At 57.8% G+C, this 20996-nt stretch carries 15 protein-coding genes; 11 read left to right on the top strand and 4 right to left on the bottom strand.

Annotation, left to right across the window (positions count from 1 at the left end; translation table 11 throughout):
- The first annotated feature begins 109 nt into the window (after window positions 1–109).
- From RYB66_RS09465 to RYB66_RS09440, 6 genes are all read left to right on the top strand, one after another.
- On the top strand, window positions 110–2485 hold the full coding sequence (locus RYB66_RS09465; protein WP_316882933.1) for a PAS domain-containing protein: 2376 nt from the start codon (window positions 110–112) through the stop codon (window positions 2483–2485).
- A gap of 131 nt (window positions 2486–2616) precedes the next feature.
- Entirely contained in the window at window positions 2617–4311 is a 1695-nt protein-coding gene (locus tag RYB66_RS09460) for a molecular chaperone HscC (protein ID WP_005779084.1), read from the top strand.
- A gap of 5 nt (window positions 4312–4316) precedes the next feature.
- Entirely contained in the window at window positions 4317–5951 is a 1635-nt protein-coding gene (locus RYB66_RS09455) for a J domain-containing protein (RefSeq protein WP_162882961.1), read from the top strand.
- A 183-nt stretch (window positions 5952–6134) separates the two neighbouring features.
- Window positions 6135–7460 (top strand): MFS transporter, encoded by a 1326-nt coding sequence (locus RYB66_RS09450; RefSeq protein WP_002554952.1) that lies wholly within the window; start codon window positions 6135–6137, stop codon window positions 7458–7460.
- A gap of 425 nt (window positions 7461–7885) precedes the next feature.
- Complete coding sequence (locus RYB66_RS09445) at window positions 7886–8242, top strand: hypothetical protein (protein ID WP_005733483.1); 357 nt, start codon at window positions 7886–7888, stop codon at window positions 8240–8242.
- Window positions 8243–8381: 139 nt separating this feature from the next.
- A complete protein-coding gene (locus RYB66_RS09440) occupies window positions 8382–9005 on the top strand; it encodes a flavin reductase family protein (RefSeq protein ID WP_117140152.1) in 624 nt (207 codons plus the stop codon).
- Here RYB66_RS09440 and RYB66_RS09435 read toward each other — a convergent pair whose 3' ends face one another.
- Window positions 9006–9245, bottom strand: coding sequence for a hypothetical protein (locus RYB66_RS09435; protein WP_005745561.1), 240 nt, complete (start codon window positions 9243–9245; stop codon window positions 9006–9008).
- A 165-nt stretch (window positions 9246–9410) separates the two neighbouring features.
- Between RYB66_RS09435 and RYB66_RS09430 the strand changes: the two genes are divergently transcribed.
- Together RYB66_RS09430 and RYB66_RS09425 are read left to right on the top strand one after the other, a co-directional pair.
- Window positions 9411–9581 carry a hypothetical protein gene (locus RYB66_RS09430; RefSeq protein WP_162882962.1) on the top strand — a complete coding sequence of 57 codons (171 nt, stop codon included), beginning with the start codon at window positions 9411–9413 and terminating at the stop codon, window positions 9579–9581.
- Between the two features lie 127 nt (window positions 9582–9708).
- Window positions 9709–11205, top strand: a complete 1497-nt coding sequence (locus tag RYB66_RS09425; RefSeq protein ID WP_005753843.1) for an MDR family MFS transporter — start codon at window positions 9709–9711, stop codon at window positions 11203–11205.
- 14 nt (window positions 11206–11219) lie between these two features.
- On the opposite strand, the gene RYB66_RS09420 is transcribed toward RYB66_RS09425, so the two are convergent.
- On the bottom strand, window positions 11220–12353 hold the full coding sequence (locus RYB66_RS09420; protein ID WP_117140151.1) for a DUF3396 domain-containing protein: 1134 nt from the start codon (window positions 12351–12353) through the stop codon (window positions 11220–11222).
- A 480-nt stretch (window positions 12354–12833) separates the two neighbouring features.
- Window positions 12834–13478, bottom strand: a complete 645-nt coding sequence (locus RYB66_RS09415) for a TetR family transcriptional regulator (protein ID WP_002554958.1) — start codon at window positions 13476–13478, stop codon at window positions 12834–12836.
- A 255-nt stretch (window positions 13479–13733) separates the two neighbouring features.
- On the opposite strand from RYB66_RS09415, the gene RYB66_RS09410 reads away from it, so the two are divergent.
- Genes RYB66_RS09410 through RYB66_RS09400 form a run of 3 tightly spaced genes read left to right on the top strand, consistent with a single transcriptional unit; the run spans window position 13734 to window position 19489 of the window.
- A complete protein-coding gene (locus tag RYB66_RS09410; protein ID WP_002554959.1) occupies window positions 13734–14894 on the top strand; it encodes an efflux RND transporter periplasmic adaptor subunit in 1161 nt (386 codons plus the stop codon).
- A gap of 3 nt (window positions 14895–14897) precedes the next feature.
- Window positions 14898–18032, top strand: a complete 3135-nt coding sequence (locus RYB66_RS09405) for an efflux RND transporter permease subunit (RefSeq protein WP_005745558.1) — start codon at window positions 14898–14900, stop codon at window positions 18030–18032.
- Window positions 18029–19489, top strand: coding sequence for an AdeC/AdeK/OprM family multidrug efflux complex outer membrane factor (locus RYB66_RS09400; protein ID WP_316894288.1), 1461 nt, complete (start codon window positions 18029–18031; stop codon window positions 19487–19489). The genes RYB66_RS09405 and RYB66_RS09400 overlap by 4 nt, the downstream gene beginning before the upstream one ends.
- Window positions 19490–19555: 66 nt before the next feature.
- Here the strand turns inward: RYB66_RS09400 and RYB66_RS09395 are convergent, their stop codons facing one another.
- Complete coding sequence (locus tag RYB66_RS09395; protein ID WP_005745556.1) at window positions 19556–20857, bottom strand: MFS family transporter; 1302 nt, start codon at window positions 20855–20857, stop codon at window positions 19556–19558.
- Window positions 20858–20996 lie beyond the last annotated feature (139 nt).

Below are 20996 nucleotides of genomic sequence, written 5' to 3'. Positions count from 1 at the left end.
ATAATGACATCATTCCCGCCTGGCTATTCAAGCTCACATTGGCAGTCCGAAAGTTGGGGCATTTTCTACCGTGAATACTCCCCTCGACCTCCCACTGGGAGGCGGCGATATGGGCCGGCTTATCCGAGAGACAGACTGGTCGACGTCTGCACTGGGACCAAAGCAAGCATGGCCTGCAGCGTTACTGTCATCAATGAACCTGATGCTCAGTTGCCCTGACAGCATGTACCTGCTTTGGGGGGCGGACTTTGTCCTGTTCTTCAATGACGCCTATTCCCAGGTTTTGCCCGTTGCAGCAGAGCAGGCACAAGGACAACCCATTGCCTCGGTGTGGGGTGATGCCTGGGAGGCCGTGCGCCCGCTGGCTGAGCAGGCGCTTGGTGGAAACAGCCGCCGGTCTGACGATATTCAGCGCACCATCGTGCGCAACGGCAGGCCCGAGCAAACCTGGTGGTCGCTTTCCTATTCGCCGCTCTACGGCGATAACGGCCTGATCGAGGGCGTGTTCTGCCGGGTCAATGAAACCACCTCCCAAGTCATTGCCCAGGTCCGGCAAAATGAAAACGAAGCGTTTACCGACCGTGTTCTGTCGAGCATCAATGATTGCATCAAGGTGCTGGACCTCGATTCGCGCCTGACCTTCATGAGCGAAGGCGGCCAGCAGATCATGGAAGTCAGCGATTTCAATGCGATTCGCGGCTGCCCCTGGCCCGATTTCTGGCAGGACCAAGGCAATCTGGACGCCATCGCGGCTGTCGAAGCGGCCCGCGCGGGTCAGAACGCCAGTTTCATGGGATCGGCGAAAACTCTGACGGGCACAGCCAAGTGGTGGCATGTGCAAGTCAGCCCGATTTTCGGCAAGGACGGCAAGCCGGAGAAAATCCTGTGTGTGTCCCGTGACATGACCCAGCTCCGAGACGCTGAACAAGCGCTGATGTCTCTCAACGAAACGCTCGAGCAGCGCGTGATTGAGCGCACCCGTGACCGTGATCGCATCTGGCGCCTGTCGACTGACCTGATGCTGGTGGCGCAGTTCGACGGCATTATCTCGGCAGTCAATCCGGCCTGGACTCAAGCTCTCGGCTGGTCGGCAGAACAACTGCTCGACAGCCAGTTCCTGGGGCTGGTGCACCCCGAAGACGTGGACAGTACGCTGGCCGCCATGAGCGGACTGGAAAACGGCCAGACCATTCCTCACTTCAAGAATCGCTATCGCCATCTGGATGGTTCGTACCGGACCATCTCGTGGACTGCCGTACCGGACAAACAATTCATCCATGCCGTCGGCCGTGACATTCAGGCCGAAGAAGAAGCCAATGAAGCGTTGCGGCTGTCCCAGGACGCCTTGCATCAAGCGCAGAAACTGGAGGCTATCGGCCAACTCACTGGCGGTGTGGCGCACGACTTCAATAACCTGTTGACGGTGATCCGCTCCTGCAGCGACCTGTTGAAGGCACCTAACCTTGAAGAGCATCGCCGTGTGAAGTACGTCGAGGCGATTTCCAGTACGGTAGACCGGGCGGCTCGCTTGACCGGTCAGTTGCTGGCCTTTGCCCGCCGTCAGGCCTTGCAGCCGGAAGTGTTCGATGTCTGCAAGAGCGTAGCGCGTATTGGCGAGATGATGGATACGCTCACCGGCGCACGCATTCAGGTGAACATCGACCTGCCTGCCGAGCCGTGCTTTATCTTCGCCGATGGCAGCCAGTTCGACACTGCGCTGGTCAACATGGTGGTTAACGCCCGCGATGCAATGTCGGGCGCAGGCCGACTCAGCATAAAAGTTGAATGCGCTGCCTGCCCCACTGCCGATCAGCCCGCCTCACTCAGCGATGGCGATTATGTGACGGTGTCGCTGACCGATACCGGCGCGGGTATCGCCAAAGAAAAACTGGGCCTGATCTTTGAACCGTTCTACACCACCAAAAGCGTGGGACAGGGTACAGGGCTGGGGTTGTCGCAGGTATTCGGCTTCGCCAAACAATCGGGCGGCGAAGTGCTGGTTGAAAGCGAACTGGGCAGAGGCAGCTGCTTCACGCTGTGCCTGCCGAGTGCAAAAAATCACGAAGTCGTCGCGCAAGACAAGCATTGCGCGCCCATCGCGTTGCCCGGTCTGTGCGTTTTGATGGTCGAGGACAATCAGGACATCGGCACTTTTACCCGACCGATGCTTGAGCAGCTTGGCTTTCAGGTGCTATGGGTCAAAAGTGCCGCCGAGGCGCTGCATGAATTGTCCGGTAACCCGGAAAACTTTCATGTGGTGTTCTCGGATATCGCGATGCCCGGCATGAGCGGGCTGGAACTGTATGCCGAAATCGAGGCGCGTTACCCCTGGATGCCGGTCGTCCTCACCACCGGTTACAGCACTGAATTTGCGACGATCGCCAAGGACGAGGCACACCGCTTCGACCTGTTGCAAAAGCCCTATGCCAGAGAAGATCTGGCGGCGATCCTGCACAGGGCGGTGAGCCGCACCGGGGAACAATAATCCCGCAAAGGCATCCTGAGGCAGGACGCAACCAGGTATTCCCGACGCATAAAACGAAGACAACACCGGTTGCCTTGATTCAGAATCACGCAAAACATTGCAACAATCCTTGAGCAGGGAGCATTTTTGAGATGATCGTCGGTATTGATCTGGGCACCACCAACAGCCTGGTGGCTGTCTGGCGCGACGGCAGCAGCGAGCTGGTTACCAATGCGTTGGGAGAGACGCTGACTCCAAGCGTTGTCGGACTGGACGACGAAGGGCAGATTCTGGTCGGCAAGGCGGCGCGCGAACGTCTGCAAACTCACCCGGAAAAAACCACGGCGCTATTCAAACGTTATATGGGCAGCGCTCAGGAGATTCGCCTGGGATCTGCCACCTATCGTCCGGAAGAGTTGTCCTCGCTGGTACTCAAGAGTCTTAAAGCCGACGTCGAGCGCGCGTTTGGCGAGCCTGTCACCGAGGCGGTGATCAGCGTTCCGGCGTACTTCAGTGACGCTCAGCGTAAAGCGACGCGCATTGCCGGTGAGCTGGCCGGCCTCAAGGTCGAGAAGCTCATCAACGAGCCGACAGCAGCAGCCCTGGCCTATGGACTTCATCAGAAGGAAGGCGAAACCTCGTTTCTGGTCTTCGACCTGGGTGGCGGCACGTTCGACATCTCGATCCTCGAACTCTTCGACGGCGTGATGGAAGTGCGTGCCAGCGCGGGCGACAACTTTCTGGGGGGTGAAGATTTTGACCGCCTGCTGGTCGAGCACTTTCTGACCCTGCACCGAGATGAGCAGGACTTCCCCGGCAAGCAACTCGTAACGCCTTCGCTACGACGTGAAGCCGAGCGCGTGCGCAAGGCGCTGGGCCAGGAAAACAGTGTCGATTTCGTGCTGCGCCATGCCGACCGCGAATGGCGCAAGACAATCACGCAAGAGCAGATGAATGATCTGTTTGCGCCTCTGCTGGCCCGCCTGCGCGCGCCTATCGAGCGAGCCTTGCGCGATGCGAAAATTCGCGTCGCAGATCTGGACGAAATCCTGCTGGTGGGCGGCACTACACGTATGCCGCTGATCCGCAAACTGGCCGCGGGGATGTTCGGCCGTTTTCCGGCCATCACACTCAACCCGGATGAGGTTGTCGCGCAGGGTGCTGCAATTCAGGCAGCACTCAAGCAGCGCGATGCGGCGCTGGAAGAAGTCGTTTTGACCGACGTGTGCCCCTACACCCTGGGTATCGAAACCACACAATACGTGTTCAACGGCTATCAGTCCGGGCATTACCTTCCGATCATCGAGCGCAACAGCGTGGTACCGGTCAGCCGGGTGCGTACCGTAAACACGGTTGCCGATAATCAGGAGCACGTTCTGCTGCGGATCTTTCAAGGTGAAAGCCGCCTGGTCAAAGACAACATCGCGCTGGGCGAGCTGAATATTCCCGTGCCGAAAGCCAAGGCTGGCGAGGTCGAACTGGACGTGCGTTTCACATACGACAACAACGGCCTGCTGGAGGCCGACGTGCGGATCCAGATGACCGGCGAAAATCACAAGCTGGTTATCGAGAACAACCCCGGAGTCATGACACCCGCCGAAATCCGTGAACGACTCAAGGTGCTGGAAGCACTCAAGGTTCATCCTCGCGAACAACAGGTCAACACTCACCTGACAGCACGTCTGGAACGGCTCTATCAGGAGTATCTGGGCGAGGCACGTGAAACCATCGGAGTCTGGGCTGCACAATTCCAGCGCGTGCTGGAAACCCAGGATGACCGGCAGATCAATGAACTGCGCAAACAGCTTGAACAGGAAGCAGACCGTTTCGAACGAGGTGAATGGTGACGGCAATGGATTGCTGGAGCGTACTGGATCTGGGCCATGATGCCGACGAGCGCAGCATCAAGCGCCAATACGCCAGGCTGTTGAAAACCACGCGTCCCGACGACGACCCGGCTGCCTTTCAGGCGCTGCGCGATGCTTACGAGCAGGCGCTGGACTGGGCAAGAAATCGTGCCGAAGACGATGATGAGGGCAGTGAAGTCTGGTCAACTGCTGGCCAGCCCCTCGAATCGCTGCCCCTTGATGAGCCTGTGCTGGTAGTCCGACCGGACCATCGACAGGTACACCCGGCATTCGACATGGCCGAGCCTCCTGCACGCCCGGCAGTAGAGTTGAGCTGGTATGAGCAAGCCAGTCAGACCACACCGGAAAACCTGCACTCACAACGTCAGATAGCCCAGGATCAAGGCTGCGATGAGCTCTTCCAGCAACATCTGGCCCGGCGTTGCCTGCTGGACCCGGAGGACAATCAGGCGCTGATCAAGGCCGCCGTCGAACAGTTGCATTGGCTGACACCCTGGCAAAAAGTACAGCTCAGGACTCATCAGGCGCATCGGCTGACTCAGGCACTGCTGGACAGCTCGCTTGAGTCATTTCATGCCATGCTCGAAAACAACGAGGAACGTGCCTTTCTCGATACGCTCAAGGCACTCCGGCAGCAGCCATGGCTGACATCATTTGATCGCCAGGAGCAACTTGAACAGTGGACCATGACACTGCTGCTCAACAACCATGACTGGTCCCCTGCCCTGTTCGAACGCGTGAGCAGCCTTTTTGCCTGGGATCAGAAACATGACGTGTATGCAGGGCCGCTTTCCCTGTGGATGAATCTGGTCCAGCGTTGTGAAAAGAAGGCATTCGTCGCACGTCAGCAGAAACTGCTCGAAGCCTCACAAGACAGTCCCGAGGCCACGGCTGCGCGTCTTCTTCTGCAACCACCCCCCCTGGATGAAAGGCTGCGACTGGCAAGGCACGGTAATCAAGAGCTGTGGCAAGCCTGCGAAAAACTGGCGTCCGACCTCACTCACCGATTCCCGGATGCCATACAAGAATTCCCGGACGCCGACGTACAATCCTGGCGTAAATTGCCTGAGCAGGTGTCATCCAATTTCAATCTCAGGGCCTATTTTTTCGGCGTATTGACGATCTTCACGACGGCATCACTGGACCCTTCCGGCAGCAACGCCACCTGGTACGAAATAGCTGGCCTTGCGCTTACCGCGCCGATTTTCCTCTTGCTTGTCATCCATATATTCATGTCGTTCTGGCGCCCTTTCGCTGAGCGTATCAAGCCGGTGGATACGCGCTGGAGTGCGCGCTTGCTGCCCGATTACCTGAGCTGGCCCGGTTATCAGGCGCTGGCGCTGCGCCACGGTATTCCGATCGTCACGCTAGGCTATATCTGTGTACAGAAAGGGCCCGTACTGGCAGCGCTGTATGGCGCTGTCCTGCTGCTATGGATCGTGCTGTCGCCCTACCGGATTTCAGGTTTTCAGGATGCCATTTCCGTCAGGACCGGAGGCTGGGATAGCGTAAAAGCCTTCTGCGTCAGAAATACCTTCAAGGCAATCATGATCGTTCTGGGTCTGATGCTCGCTTTCGTCGTGGGCGTGATTGTGTTCGGGCCGGCACGCGGTCACTAACCTCGCTTGAGCACCCATCGGCAAGAATCCGCTTATCTATTTTGTACAGATAAGCGGATTCTTGCTCATCAAAATATCGCAACCGCTCTAGAACAAGCTCTCATGGTGTGGCACAGCTCCTGCTACGTCACAGGCAGGGCAGCTAATGCCTCCTTCCAAAAATAATGAAAAACAAGGAACACCATGGAAACTTCCAATCCCGCCTCCCGTGGGTCGGCTGCTACTGCTGCCGGCCAAAAAACCACTTCCAGCCGTTTAAAATCCATTTTCAGCGGCTCGGTCGGCAACATGGTCGAGTGGTACGACTGGTACGTCTACGCCGCTTTCTCGCTGTACTTCGCCAAAGCGTTCTTCCCCAAGGGCGACACCACCGCACAGTTGCTCAACACGGCCGCGATTTTTGCCGTCGGCTTTCTGATGCGGCCTATCGGTGGCTGGCTGATGGGGCTTTACGCTGACTACAAGGGGCGCAAGGCTGCGCTGATGGCATCGGTGCTGCTGATGTGTTTCGGCTCGCTGATCATTGCCCTGACCCCGGGCTATGAGAGCATCGGCGTCGGTGCCCCGATCCTGCTGGTGTTCGCCCGACTACTGCAGGGCCTGTCTGTCGGGGGTGAATACGGCACCTCGGCCACCTATCTCAGCGAAATGGCCACCAAGGAACGTCGCGGCTTCTTTTCCAGCTTCCAGTACGTCACGCTGATTTCCGGCCAACTCATCGCGCTGGGCGTGTTGATCGTGCTGCAGCAGACGCTGACCACCGAGCAACTGTATGCCTGGGGCTGGCGCATCCCGTTTGTCATCGGTGCCCTGTGTGCAGTCGTCGCGCTGTTTCTGCGTCGTGGCATGGAAGAAACCGAGTCGTTCACCCGCAAGAAAAAGGAAAAGGCCAAGGAAAGCCTGATGCGCACATTGATGCGTCATCCCAAGGAACTGATGACCGTAGTCGGCCTGACGATGGGCGGGACCCTGGCTTTCTATACCTACACCACGTACATGCAGAAGTATCTGGTCAACACCGTCGGCATGAGCATCACCGACTCGACCTCGATATCAGCCGCGACGCTGTTTCTGTTCATGCTGTTGCAGCCGGTGATTGGCGCCCTGTCCGACAAGGTCGGGCGGCGTCCGATCCTGATTGCGTTTGGCGTACTGGGAACGCTGTGTACCGTACCGATCCTGACCACGCTGCATACCATTCAAACCTGGTGGGGCGCTTTCTTCCTGATCATGGCGGCGCTGATCATCGTCAGCGGTTACACCTCGATCAACGCAGTGGTCAAGGCCGAGCTGTTTCCGACCGAGATCCGTGCGCTGGGTGTCGGCCTGCCATACGCACTGACGGTGTCGATTTTCGGTGGTACTGCGGAATACATCGCACTGTGGTTCAAGAGCATCGGTATGGAAACCGGCTACTACTGGTACGTAACCGCTTGCATCGCCTGTTCGCTGCTGGTGTATGTCTTCATGAAAGACACGCGCAAACATTCGCGGATCGAGACAGATTGATCACCCTTCATTAACCCGCTTGAATGGCATGCCAACGCCTGAGTTGGCGTGCCGTTTCCACACCCGTGTGAGGAGCATCAATATCGGTTACATCGATACAACCGCCATGAATGCCCCCTGGAGCGACATGAGCACTTGCTACAAAGTGTTTCAATACAGTGCACACTTTCGAGATCAACCAGCGATAAGACATTGAAAAAATTATACTTCCAGATTGTCAAGAGGCTTTATTACAAGATTTTTCAAAATATGCACTTCAATAACGCAATATCGCCCACAAGGCCCGAAATCAGAGCATCACAGCCAACTATCATTTTCAGCGATGGTCGCTAGCAATCCGATTAACTTCTTAATAATCCGCTGGCGCGTAGCATTGCCTCCATACCGGGATGACAACTCACCCGACACTCATTGGAGACATCATCATGAAAACCACTAAATTGATCTTCGGCCTGGCTTTCTCTGTTCTGGCTTCAAGCGCCTTTGCACTTCCAGTCACAACTGTTCAAAGCGATATGTCCCGCTCGACCATCGTTGCTGAAGGCGGCACCAAACACACTAACGTCGGTTCAATTCGCGTAGCTGCTGATGGCGCAGACCGTGTCGGTCCAAATCGTCAGGCTGCCGATGGTGCAGACCACGTCGGTGCCAACCGTCTGGCCTCTGATGGCGCGGACCGTGTCGGTGCAAACCGTCAGGCCGCCGATGGTGCAGACCACGTCGGTGCCAACCGCCTGGCCGCTGATGGCGCAGACCACGTCGGTGCCAATCGTCTGGGCTGATAGCCCACGCAACACCCCAAGCCCGGCCGATGTCGGGCTTCTTCATGTCTGGCCCAGGCTGAAATACACGCTACTCTGGCATCCTCTGCAAATGCGCAGCACTATGTCCGCACCCTATAGAGCCCATCAGGAATCAAGCATGTCAGACGCTATTCACTCCTACGAGCCGTCCAAGGGCCACGGCCTGCCGCATGACCCGTTCAACGCGATTGTAGGCCCACGCCCGATCGGCTGGATTTCATCGCAGGATGCCAACGGCAAATTGAATCTGGCACCCTACAGTTTCTTCAATGCCTTCAACTACGTGCCCCCCATCATTGGGTTCTGCAGCGTTGGTCGCAAGGACAGTCTGAATAACATCGAGCAGACCGGTGAGTTTGTCTGGAATCTTGCGACCCGCTCGCTGGCCGAAGCCATGAACCAGAGCTGTGCCCCGGTAGCGCAGGATGTCAGCGAGTTCGAACTGGCCAACCTCACGCCGCTGGCCTCTCATATCGTCTCGGTCCCACGCGTGCTTGAGACGCCGGTGTCGTTTGAATGCAAAGTCACGCAGATCATTCAATTGCAACGCGCCGACCAGGAACTGGTGCCCAGCTGGCTGATTCTGGGCGAAGTGGTAGCCGTACACATCGAGAAATCCCTGCTCAAGGACGGTGTTTATGACACCGCGGCCGCCGAGCCGATCCTGCGTGGCGGCGGTCCTGCAGATTACTTCCAGCTTGGGCCGGAAGCGCTGTTCAAGATGTTTCGCCCAGGCGCCTGATCAGGAATCGCCCCATACAGGCTCGCCCTCGGCATCAATGTCGATCAGCCGCTGCAGCTCCTGCACAGCGGCCAGGTCGGCATCATCGGCGGTCTTGAATTTCTGGTCCGGCAGCAGCGCATGAAAGCGCGGCGCTCCGCCTGCACCCAGCGCCTTGATGGCAATTGCCGCGTTGTACCCCTGCTCGGCAGGCATGACTGCCGACACCACTTCAAACCCGTTGTATTCCTTGCGTGCCATGCGTATGGACCCTGCTCATAAATCAAAGCGCGAATTCTAACGCGTCTTCCAGGGCATTCGTCACGCAGCAACCGCAGATGATGACTACCGACGCAAACTCCAACCTTGTCCTACACTTTAATCAGTTCTTTCAAACTGCTCTGTAGCCGAGGTAAGGAGTGCGTCATGAAAGTCAGAACAAGAAAATGCATGGTTGTCGTCGGTGCTATAGCGGTCCTGGCGGTATACACCGCAGGGGCCTATCGTAACGAGCTGGCTCGTCAGGCCCCACAGGTCGCCAGTTGCACGTTTGGCCATTGCGTGCCGACCGACGCAACCTTCAGCGCCTTGCGATGACGCTTGTGTAGCGTGAATTGCGTCATCGTTCAGCAAAGGCAGCTATCGATTAGCAAGCTATCGGATTAGACTGGTCAGACTCTCCCGCCTCACTTGCGGCGGGTCAACACTGCCATCAGGTTTTGCCTTGACCAGTCTTACTCAAACGCCTCCGGCCATTCGCAGCATTCTGTTCGCGTTGATGATGGCGGTATTGCTCAGCGCTCTGGATCAGACCATCGTTGCTGTTTCGATGCCTGCCATTTCCGCCCAGTTCAGGGACATCGATCTGCTGGCGTGGGTCATTTCCGCGTATATGGTTTCACTGACCGTTGCAGTGCCGATCTACGGCAAGCTGGGCGATCTTTACGGACGGCGTAAACTGATGCTGTTCGGCTTGGGGCTTTTCACCCTCGCCTCGCTGTTCTGTGGCATGGCGCAGAGCATGGAACAACTGGTGCTGGCGCGCGTCCTTCAAGGCATCGGTGCAGGCGGTATGGTTTCGGTAAGCCAGGCAATCATCGCCGACATTGTTCCGCCTCGTGAGCGGGGCCGCTACCAAGGCTACTTCAGCAGCATGTACGCCGTGGCCAGCGTCGCGGGCCCGGTCTTGGGCGGCTTGATGACCGAATACCTGTCCTGGCGCTGGGTGTTCCTGATTAATCTGCCCTTGGGGGCAGCCGCGCTGATCGTCGCATATCGAACCCTGGTCGGCCTGCCAGTGCCGCAGCGCAAACCGATTATCGACTACCTGGGTACGGTGCTGATGATCATCGGCCTGACCGCGCTGCTGTTGGGAATTACCGAAATTGGTCAGGGGCATGGTCTGGGCGATTTCGAGGTTCAGTTGTTACTGGGCACCGCCCTGCTGACGCTGGGCATTTTCGTCTGGTACGAACGCCGCACCGCCGAACCCCTGTTGCCCATGCACCTGTTCACCAATAAAAGTGCCGTGCTTTGCTGGTGCACGGTGTTCTTTACCAGTTTTCAGGCTATTTCCCTGATTGTCCTGATGCCGTTGCGTTACCAGACCGTCACCGGTGGCGGTGCAGACAGTGCCGCCCTGCACCTGCTTCCGCTGGCGATCGGCATGCCGATGGGTGCCTATTTCGCCGGGCGACGCACCGCGCAAACCGGGCGCTACAAACCGCTTATTCTGACCGGGGCGTTGCTGATGCCCATCGCGATTCTGGGCATGGCCTTTACGCCTCCCCAATCGCTGATAGCGATGAGCCTGTTCATGGTCCTTACCGGCATCGCCACCGGCATGCAGTTCCCCACCTCATTGGTCGGCACCCAGAACTCGGTTCAACCAAGGGATATGGGCGTGGCCACCAGCACAACCAATCTGTTCCGCTCGCTGGGGGGTGCAGTAGGCGTGGCATTGATGTCGGCGCTGCTACTGGCTATGTTGCAGCATACCGGTGTCGGCCTGCCCGGCTCGGGAGCGCTGGGTGGCGAAGGCAGCTCCGGTAATGTCCTGCTCGACAGCCTTAATGCAGCAACCGGACCGGCACTGGAAACACTGCGAGCCGAACTGGCGCTGACCTTCAGAAACCTGCTGATCACCAGTGCGGCCATTTCGCTGCTCGGCCTTGCCGCAGCCGTAGCAATGCCCAATACGCTATTGCGAGGCCGGGATTAGCTCGACGCGCTGAATCAGGAAGGCATGCCGGCCCAAAACCACTGGGTTTTCTTGCTTTTTATATGGTTGAACGCCGGCATGAGTTCACCTTCGTCGAAATGTCGACGCGAGCCAAACTGTGCGCTGCTGAACCAGCAGCCTGATCGAGGGCATGCCTGCCCCGCATCAACTGGCGGCAGCGGTTTTTCATCAAATCGCGCGTACCACTGCGCAGTGGTTTCCTCGGTAAAGCCGATACCGGGAGCAAGGTAGGGATGAAGGTTGCCGGTGTCCTGCAGGCGAACCGGTTTGATCATCCGGTTGACCGTCACATAGGGTTGCGGCGGTGGCAGGCCTCGACCACCCAATTCAGGCACCGCACCCGCCCGAATGATCAACCCGTTGCGATAGCTATGAAACACGATGTCGCTGTGCGCGCTCATCTCGCCCCGCAATCTGTCGCTCCCTCCCAGCTGTCTGACAAACCCTTCGCCCAGCACCGTGTACCAACTGACGCCCTTTATACGGTCCAGCAAACGCAGGCTTTCAATGTGCGGACCGGGATCGACCATCAACCCTATGTAGTCCTGAGCCAGTCGATACTCCCAGGGTAAATACTGATGACCATCGCAAGGCAGTACACAGGCGAGCCCGCCAAAGCCATGCTCGGCCTGCACTTCGCTGCTTAGATAGCGGATCCAGGCCTCGTAGTTCTTCAAACCGTCGGGCTCGGTCAGGCAGGACCAGGGCAATACCATTTTCAGACAAGAGCGATCATTATCGGCCTGCCCCTGCGGGGTGTTCATGACAAACAGGCTGTACATGGCGACCTCGGCCTGGGTCGCACTGGCGATAGACCAGATGAACTGCTCGTCCGGGAGGCTTTCGACAACCTGACGCCGGGTCGATGCAAAACCCGATGCGCTCAAGCGACGCATACGCTTGAACAGCTGCCACTTGAGTTTCGGCTTGAACGCGCCATAGAAGCGCGAAAAGCAGGCTTCGACCCGACGCTTCATCTCCAGCGTGTGGCCATTGCGGAAATACAGCGTGGTGATCAACCCAAGTCGAATGACGGGCGTCCCCAATTCAGAATCCATGGCAACCCGTTCGGATTGCTGCGCGACTCCGGCCAGTAGCCTCACAGCATCAGTTGTAGTGTCCGACATGCTCCGCCCTCCCTTTGATCGAGAGACGCGGATTTACGCTAACGCCTGCATGCCCTTTGCATGTTTCGATCACGCCCGACACAGACCTGCGCTCATGCAAGCCACGGCCCTGTCCACGCTCGTACACTTCAGCGGATCTGGCGATGACTTCAAGGCACATAGGCGCAAGATTCGGCAAAAACATGCAACCTTCCTCTCTTCTGATCTTTCCGGAAGCGAAGAGTGAAGGGAGTTTTCCCGCGGGGCAATACTCGGAAATTACTTTGGGAAATCAGCTACATGTATCAGGAAATGTCCTACCTGCCTCCTACAATATTTTGTCGGATCAAGGTCTGATCGGCGGCAACCGGCGGGGGCAATTGATGAGGACGGGTACACAGTCAGTAAACACACTGTATGAAAAGCACGAATTGGAGTTAGGCTTTGTGGGAAAGACAACGGCCCGACCGAACCGGCAGGCGCTACGACCTGTCATCTCCGTCAGGAAGCCTTGCTGATTCTTAGCGTAGGGCTGAAACGCAGCATGTCCAGACACACATCAACCAGTTGCTCGGCCTCTGCCGGCAATGAAAAGCTGTCTGGAACCAGCAGCCATTGATAAATGATGCCGTTTACGTAAGAAAACAGGGCGACTGCGGCCCGGGCCGTATCGAGATCTTTGGGAAGTTGCCCCTGGCGCACGGCATTGTTCAGCCCCAGGGTGATCCGGTCGTGGCACTGTATGGCGTTGTCCTGGCGCTGACGACGAAAATCACACATCTCGTCAGTAAACTCGCACTTGTGAAACAGGATTTCATTGATGCGACGGGTTTTCGGGTCCAGTGCGAGCTCATGAAACAAATGAATCAAAAGATTTCTCATACAGCCCAGTGGGTCTTCTTCCTCTTCGCTCTGACTGGCCTGCGCCATTTCATCGAGTGGTTCCTGAAGGCTGTCGAGCATTGCCTGGACCAGATCGGCCTTGTTGTTGAAGTGCCAGTAAATGGCTCCTCGCGTCACACCAGCAAGGGTTGCGATGTCAGCCAGCGTGGTGCGGGCGACGCCTCGCTCATAAAAAGCCTGCTCGGCAGCCTCCAGAATCTGGCTGCGAGTGATCTGAGCTTCCTCTTTGGTGCGACGAACCATGGCAATAAAACCTCAAAAAATTTACCTCAGGCATGCGTCTGGCGGCAGACCTGGAGATATGACCGGGCGGCATTTGTCTCGCCTTGTCCCGAATTGGCTGTCGGCACTGTGAATAGTGGCCGAATGCGCACAGCGGGTGTTTACAAACAGCCGCGAATGTAAGTATATTCCTTAGCATGCTACTTATCTAGCCGAAATATTTTTTAACACTTCAACGTACTGTTGAGACAACAGGCTCCTGCCCCGAGGATCTTCATGCAATTCAAGCCAGCTGTTACCGTTCTGGTCACTGCCGTCGCCCTGGCAACCCTGCTCAGTGGCTGTAGCAAGAAGGAACAGGCGGCCCCGCCTGCGCAAACCCCTCAGGTCGGCGTCGTTACCCTCAAAGCACAGCCCTATACCCTGACCACCGAGCTGCCAGGCCGGACCACCGCATTCCGCGTCGCCGAGGTACGCCCTCAGGTCAACGGCATCATTCTCAAACGTCTGTTTACCGAAGGTGGCGACGTCAAAGCCGGTCAGCAGCTCTATCAGATCGACCCGGCTGTCTATGAGGCCAATGCCAACAGCGCCAAGGCGACTCTGCAGTCTGCCAAGTCGATGTCTGATCGCTACAAGCAACTGGTCAGCGAGCAAGCGGTAAGCCGTCAGGAATACGACACCGCCCAGGCATCGACGCAGGAAGCTCAGGCCGCCTTGCAGACCGCCCAGATCAACCTGCGCTACACCAAGGTGCTGGCACCTATTTCCGGTCGTATCGGCCGCTCCGCAGTGACCGAAGGCGCGCTGGTCAGCAGCGCCCAGACCGAAGCAATGGCAACCATCCAGCAGCTCGACCCGATCTACGTGGATGTGGTTCAGTCGTCTGCCGACATGCTCAAGCTGCGCAATGACCTGGAAAGCGGCAAGCTGCAGAAAGCCGGCGACAACGCGGCCAAGGTCAAGCTGACGCTGGAAGACAACAGTGTCTATGGCCAGGAAGGCAAGCTGGAATTCTCCGAAGTATCGGTTGATCAGACTACAGGCTCGGTCACCTTGCGCGCCGTGTTCCCGAACCCGGAACATCGCTTGTTGCCTGGCATGTTCGTCCACGCGCAATTGCAGGCTGGCGTCAGTGCGAAAGCCATTCTGGCACCGCAACAAGGCGTGACCCGCGACCTGAAAGGCACGCCGACCGCCATGATCGTCAACCAGGACAACAAGGTTGAAATGCGTACGCTGGTGGCCAACCGCACCGTGGGCAGCGACTGGCTGATCGAAGACGGCCTGAAAGAAGGTGATCGGGTCATTACCGAAGGCTTGCAGTACGTCAAACCAGGCGCCGAAGTGAAAGTCGCCGAAGCGACCAACGTCAAAGGAGCAAACCCGGCACCTGCCCCGGCCACTGATAAAGCCGCAGGCAGCAAAGGGGAGTAACCCATGTCGAAATTCTTTATTGATCGACCCATTTTTGCCTGGGTTATTGCCCTCGTGATCATGCTGGTCGGTGCGCTGTCGATTTCCAGCCTGCCGATCAACCAGTACCCGAGCATCGCACCACCAGCCATCGGTATCCAGGTCACCTATCCGGGCGCTTCTGCCCAGACGGTGCAGGACACTGTGGTGCAGGTGATCGAGCAACAGCTCAACGGTATCGACAACCTGCGTTATGTGAGCTCGGAAAGTAACTCCGACGGCAGCATGACCATTACCGCGACCTTCAATCAGGGTACCAACCCTGATACGGCGCAGGTTCAGGTGCAGAACAAGCTCAACCTCGCGACCCCGCTGTTGCCACAGGAAGTGCAGCAACAGGGTATCCGCGTGACCAAGGCAGTGAAGAACTTCCTGATGGTTATCGGCCTGGTGTCCGAAGACGGCAGCATGGGCAAGGAAGACCTGGCCAACTACATCGTGTCGAACATGCAGGACCCGATTTCCCGGACCTCCGGTGTGGGTGACTTCCAGGTGTTCGGTTCGCAGTACGCCATGCGTATCTGGCTGGACCCGGCAAAGCTGAACAACTTCCAGCTGACTCCGGTGGACGTGAAAAACGCGATCACCGCGCAGAACGTCCAGGTATCGTCCGGCCAGCTGGGTGGCCTGCCGTCCATCAGCGGCCAGCAGTTGAACGCCACGATCATCGGCAAGACGCGTCTGCAGACCGCCGAGCAGTTCGGCAACATCTTCCTCAAGGTCAACACCGACGGTTCGCAGGTTCGCCTCAAGGACGTCGCGACTGTCGGCCTGGGCGCAGAGAACTACAGCACCGACTCGCAGTTCGACGGTAAACCGGCATCGGGTCTGGCAATCAAACTCGCGACCGGTGCCAACGCACTGGATACCGCCAAGGCTATTCGCGCGACCGTTTCGTCGCTGGAGCCGTTCTTCCCGCCAGGCATGAAAGTCGTGTACCCGTATGACACCACGCCAGTGGTCAGCGAATCGATCAATGGTGTGGTGCACACCCTGATCGAAGCGATCGTGCTGGTGTTCCTGGTGATGTACCTGTTCCTGCAAAACTTCCGTGCCACGGTCATCACGACCATGACCGTACCGGTAGTATTGCTGGGTACGTTCGGCATCCTCGCGGCATTCGGCTTCACCATCAACACCCTGACCATGTTCGGTATGGTGCTGGCCATCGGCTTGCTGGTGGACGATGCGATCGTGGTGGTGGAAAACGTCGAGCGGGTCATGGAGGAGGAAAAGCTCTCCCCGCGCGACGCCACGATCAAATCCATGACCCAGATCCAGGGTGCGCTGGTCGGTATTGCGCTGGTGCTGTCGGCGGTTCTGCTGCCCATGGCGTTCTTCGGCGGCTCTACCGGGGTGATCTACAAACAGTTCTCGATCACCATCGTCTCGGCCATGGCCCTGTCGGTGGTTGTCGCCCTGATCTTCACCCCGGCGCTGTGCGCCACCATGCTCAAGCCTATCGATCACGAGAAGCACGGCCAGCCAAAACGTGGTTTCTTCGGCTGGTTCAACCGCACCTTTGACCGCAGCGTTCTGAGCTACGAACGTGGCGTCGGCAACATGCTCAAGCACAAATGGCCGGCGTATCTGGGCTATATCCTGATCTGCGCAGGCATGGTCTGGATGTTCATGCGTATCCCGGCCGCGTTCCTTCCGGAAGAAGATCAGGGCGTCATCTTTGCCCAGATCCAGACCCCGGCAGGCTCCTCTACCGAGCGTACGCAGGAAGTCATCGACAACATGCGTGAATACCTGCTGACCAAGGAAAGCGGTGCAGTGAAGTCGGTGTTCTCGGTAAACGGCTTCAACTTTGCGGGCCGCGGTCAAAGCTCGGCGATTGCGTTCGTCATGCTCAAGCCGTGGGAAGAACGTGATTCCAACAACAGCGTCTTCGAACTGGCCAAGCGCGCTCAGGGCTATTTCTTCAGCCTGCGCGACGCAATGGTGTTCGCGGTCGTTCCACCGTCTGTTCTCGAGCTGGGTAACGCCACAGGTTTCGACGTTTACCTGCAGGATCAGGGCGGCGTGGGTCACGACAAACTGATGGAAGCGCGTAACCAGTTCCTCGGCATGGCAGCGCAGAGCAAGATTCTCGCAGGCGTGCGTCCGAACGGGCTGAATGACGAACCGCAATACCAGTTGATCATCGACGACGAACGCGCCAGTGCGCTGGGCATTACCCTGTCGGACATCAACAACACACTGTCCATCGCGTTGGGCGGCAGCTACGTCAATGACTTCATCGACCGTGGCCGTGTGAAGAAGGTGTACATCCAGGGCGATGCGGGTGCCCGTATGACGCCTGAAGACCTCAAGAAGTGGTACGTACGCAACAGCTCGGGTGAAATGGTGCCATTCTCGGCCTTCGCCAGCGGCAAATGGACCTACGGCTCACCGAAACTGTCGCGCTACAACGGCGTGGCAGCAGAGGAAGTGCTCGGTACTCCTGCCCCGGGTTACAGCAGCGGCGAGGCGATGGCCGAGGTAGAAGCCCTGGCCAAGAAACTGCCGCAAGGTATCGGCATTTCGTGGACCGGTCTGTCCTACGAGGAACGTTTGTCCGGCTCGCAGGCCCCTGCCCTCTACGCGCTGTCGTTGCTGGTGGTGTTCCTGTGTCTGGCGGCGCTGTATGAAAGCTGGTCGATCCCGATCGCGGTCATCCTCGTGGTGCCGCTGGGGGTTATCGGTGCACTGATGGCAACCAGCCTGCGTGGCCTGTCCAACGACGTGTTCTTCCAGGTGGGCTTGCTGGTGACGGTGGGTCTGGCGGCGAAGAACGCCATTCTGATCGTCGAGTTCGCCAAAGAGCTGCACGAACAGGGCAAGAGCCTGGTCGACTCGGCAATCGAGGCGTGCCGCATGCGTCTGCGCCCAATTATCATGACGTCCATGGCGTTTATCCTCGGCGTTGTGCCGCTGGCAATCTCCACGGGCGCAGGTTCAGGTAGTCAACATTCGATCGGTACTGGTGTAATTGGCGGTATGATCACCGCCGTTATCCTGGCGATCTTCTGGGTGCCCCTGTTCTTTGTCTCGGTTTCAGGGCTCTTCAAGAGCAAGAAGAAACATATTTCACACGATGAGGCTGGCCAATGAGCAAGTCATTGATCTCTCTTGCAGTTACCGCGTTCATTCTCGGCGGCTGCTCTTTGATCCCCGAGTACAAGCAGCCGGAAGCACCGGTCGCCGCTCAATATCCGCAAGGGCCGGCGTACTCGCCGGTCGAAGGCGCCAAAATGGCTGCCGCGGAGCAAGGCTGGCGGCACTTCTTCAATGATCCGGCGCTGCAACAGCTGATTCAGACTGCACTGCTCAACAACCGCGACCTGCGGGTCGCGGCCCTGAACATTGACGCTTACCGTGCCCAGTACCGTATTCAGCGCTCGGACCTGTTCCCTGCTGTTTCGGCGACAGGTAGCGGTACTCGTCAACGCGTGCCAGCCGACCAGTCGCAAACCGGTCAGGCAGGCATCACCAGCAGCTATTCGGCAACGCTGGGTGTCAGCTCGTACGAGCTGGACCTCTTTGGCCGGGTCCGCAGCCTCAGCGAGCAGGCGCTGGAGACCTACTTCTCCAGCGAAGAAGCGCGTCGCAGCACCCAGATCAGCCTGGTGGCCAGCGTCGCCAATGCCTACATGACCTGGCAGGCCGACAAGGAACTGCTCAAGCTGACGCAGGACACCCTCAAGACCTACGAAGAAAGCTATCGCCTGACCTCGCGCAGCAATGAAGTCGGTGTTTCCTCGGCCCTGGACCTGAGCCAGTCACGCACCGCCGTCGAAAGCGCGCGTGCCAAACTGGCTCAGTACGAGCGTCTGGTTGCACAGGATCAGAACAGTCTGGTGCTGCTGCTCGGCACCAGCCTGCCTGACAACCTGCCGGCCAGCCACTTGCTGGATTCCGACATGCTGACCGAAATGCCGGCTGGCCTGCCGTCCGACCTGCTGCAGCGTCGTCCGGACATTCTGGAGGCCGAGCATACGCTCAAGGCAGCCAACGCCAACATTGGCGCAGCACGCGCAACGTTCTTCCCCAGCATCAGCCTGACGGCCAGTGCCGGAACCAGCAGCAGCGAGCTGTCCGGCCTGTTCAAGGGCGGATCGGGCGCATGGCTGTTCCAGCCAAGCATCAACATCCCGATCTTCAACGCCGGCAACCTGCGCGCCAGCCTGGACTACTCGAAAATCCAGAAAGAAATCAGCGTCGCCAACTACGAGAAAGCGATTCAAACCGCCTTCCAGGAAGTGTCTGACGGCCTGGCTTCACGCAAGACCTACGACGAGCAGCTCCAGGCGCAACGTGACTTCGTCGCGGCCAACCAGGACTACTACCGTCTGGCCGAGCGTCGCTACCGGATCGGTATCGACAGCAACCTGACCTTCCTCGACGCCCAGCGCTCGTTGTTCAGCGCGCAACAAACGCTGATCACCGATCGTCTGTCGCAGCTGACCAGCGAGGTCAACCTGTACAAGGCCCTCGGCGGCGGCTGGTACGAAAGAACCGGGCAGACCGAAACCATCTCCAAAGAGAAGCCTTCGGTTCAGCTGTTCTGATTTAAAGCGGCACACAAAAAAACCACCTGATCAGGTGGTTTTTTTGTGGCCGAAACAAGCCTGCGATCAATGGTCCTGATGCAGGTACTTGGGCTCTTTGGGCAGGCGCAGACTGAACAGAAAGGCCACAGCCATCATTACCGTCACGTACCAGTAGAAGCTGTTTTCCATCCCGGCACTTTTGAGTTTCAGTGCGACAAATTCGGCAGAACCGCCGAACACTGCGTTGGCAACCGCATAAGCCAGCCCGACACCCAGTGCGCGGACCTGAGGCGGAAACATCTCGGCTTTGACCAGCCCGCTTATCGAGGTGTAAAAGCTGACAATTGCCAACGCCAGGGTAATCAGCACAAAGGCAATGAACGGGTTGGTGGTGGTTTTCAGGGTCATCAGAATCGGCACCGTGCACAGTGTACCCAGCGCGCCGAACCACAACATCGAATTACGACGACCGATGCGGTCCGCCAGCATGCCGAAAAACGGCTGCATGCACATGTACAGAAACAGCGCGCCGGTCATGATGTAGCTGGCGGTCTTGGCTTCCATGCCTCCGGTGTTGACCAGGTATTTCTGCATGTAGGTCGTGAAGGTGTAGAAAATCAGCGAGCCACCGGCGGTGTAACCCAGCACTGTGATGAAGGCTGCGGCATGATGCTTGAACAGTGCGGCAATACTGCCGGCGTCCTTGTCCTGACGGCTTTCGGCGGTGGTGGTTTCATTGAGTGTGCGACGCAGCAGCAAGGCAATGACAGCGGCGGCCGCACCGATCACGAACGGGATACGCCAGCCGTAGTCACGCAGTTCTTCGGTGGTCAGGAATTGCTGAAGGATGACCACTGTCAACACGGCAAGCAACTGGCCGCCGATCAGGGTGACGTACTGGAACGAGGCATAAAAACCGCGCTGCCCGCGTAAGGCCACTTCACTCATGTAAGTGGCCGTGGTGCCATATTCACCGCCCACCGACAGGCCTTGAAGCAAGCGCGCCATGAGCAGCAAGGCCGGCGCCCAGGCACCGATCGACGCGTAGGTCGGCAGGCAGGCAATGATCAGCGATCCCGCGCACATCATGGTGACCGAAATCAGCATGGAGTTCTTGCGGCCATGTTTGTCTGCGACACGACCAAACAGCCAGCCGCCAATCGGACGCATCAGAAAGCCAGCGGCAAACACACCTGCGGTGTTGAGCAACTGAACGGTCGGATCATCGGAAGGAAAGAAAGCCGGTGCGAAATAAATCGCGCAGAAGGCGTAGATATAAAAGTCGAACCATTCGACCAGGTTGCCGGATGAAGCACCGACAATGGCGAAAATTCTTTTGCTTCGCTCCTCGCCGGTGTAATGCGGTGCTTTTGATGTTGTAGTCATTATTTTCCCCAAGCAGAACTGTCCATAAGAAACAATCTGTAACACCGTCTTTAATCGAGCACAATAAGTCAGAGCAATTCAGCCACCAGGAAAAATCGGCAGGGTTGAATATCCAGTGCCCGGACGAACAACAACCCGG

Source organism: Pseudomonas syringae group sp. 243L2 (genome assembly GCF_032587875.1).
Lineage (GTDB): Bacteria > Pseudomonadota > Gammaproteobacteria > Pseudomonadales > Pseudomonadaceae > Aquipseudomonas > Aquipseudomonas amygdali.
This window is presented reverse-complemented; position numbering and strand designations above follow the sequence as displayed.

What these genes read in the sequence shown, in the direction of transcription:
- RYB66_RS09465 (WP_316882933.1), top strand. Translation starts at nt 110, where the DNA reads ATGGGCCGGCTTATCCGAGAGACAGACTGGTCGACGTCTGCACTGGGA.
- RYB66_RS09460 (WP_005779084.1), top strand. Translation starts at nt 2,617, where the DNA reads ATGATCGTCGGTATTGATCTGGGCACCACCAACAGCCTGGTGGCTGTC.
- RYB66_RS09455 (WP_162882961.1), top strand. Translation starts at nt 4,317, where the DNA reads ATGGATTGCTGGAGCGTACTGGATCTGGGCCATGATGCCGACGAGCGC.
- RYB66_RS09450 (WP_002554952.1), top strand. Translation starts at nt 6,135, where the DNA reads ATGGAAACTTCCAATCCCGCCTCCCGTGGGTCGGCTGCTACTGCTGCC.
- RYB66_RS09445 (WP_005733483.1), top strand. Translation starts at nt 7,886, where the DNA reads ATGAAAACCACTAAATTGATCTTCGGCCTGGCTTTCTCTGTTCTGGCT.
- RYB66_RS09440 (WP_117140152.1), top strand. Translation starts at nt 8,382, where the DNA reads ATGTCAGACGCTATTCACTCCTACGAGCCGTCCAAGGGCCACGGCCTG.
- RYB66_RS09435 (WP_005745561.1), bottom strand. Translation starts at nt 9,245, where the DNA reads ATGGCACGCAAGGAATACAACGGGTTTGAAGTGGTGTCGGCAGTCATG.
- RYB66_RS09430 (WP_162882962.1), top strand. Translation starts at nt 9,411, where the DNA reads ATGAAAGTCAGAACAAGAAAATGCATGGTTGTCGTCGGTGCTATAGCG.
- RYB66_RS09420 (WP_117140151.1), bottom strand. Translation starts at nt 12,353, where the DNA reads ATGTCGGACACTACAACTGATGCTGTGAGGCTACTGGCCGGAGTCGCG.
- RYB66_RS09415 (WP_002554958.1), bottom strand. Translation starts at nt 13,478, where the DNA reads ATGGTTCGTCGCACCAAAGAGGAAGCTCAGATCACTCGCAGCCAGATT.
- RYB66_RS09410 (WP_002554959.1), top strand. Translation starts at nt 13,734, where the DNA reads ATGCAATTCAAGCCAGCTGTTACCGTTCTGGTCACTGCCGTCGCCCTG.
- RYB66_RS09405 (WP_005745558.1), top strand. Translation starts at nt 14,898, where the DNA reads ATGTCGAAATTCTTTATTGATCGACCCATTTTTGCCTGGGTTATTGCC.
- RYB66_RS09400 (WP_316894288.1), top strand. Translation starts at nt 18,029, where the DNA reads ATGAGCAAGTCATTGATCTCTCTTGCAGTTACCGCGTTCATTCTCGGC.
- RYB66_RS09395 (WP_005745556.1), bottom strand. Translation starts at nt 20,857, where the DNA reads ATGACTACAACATCAAAAGCACCGCATTACACCGGCGAGGAGCGAAGC.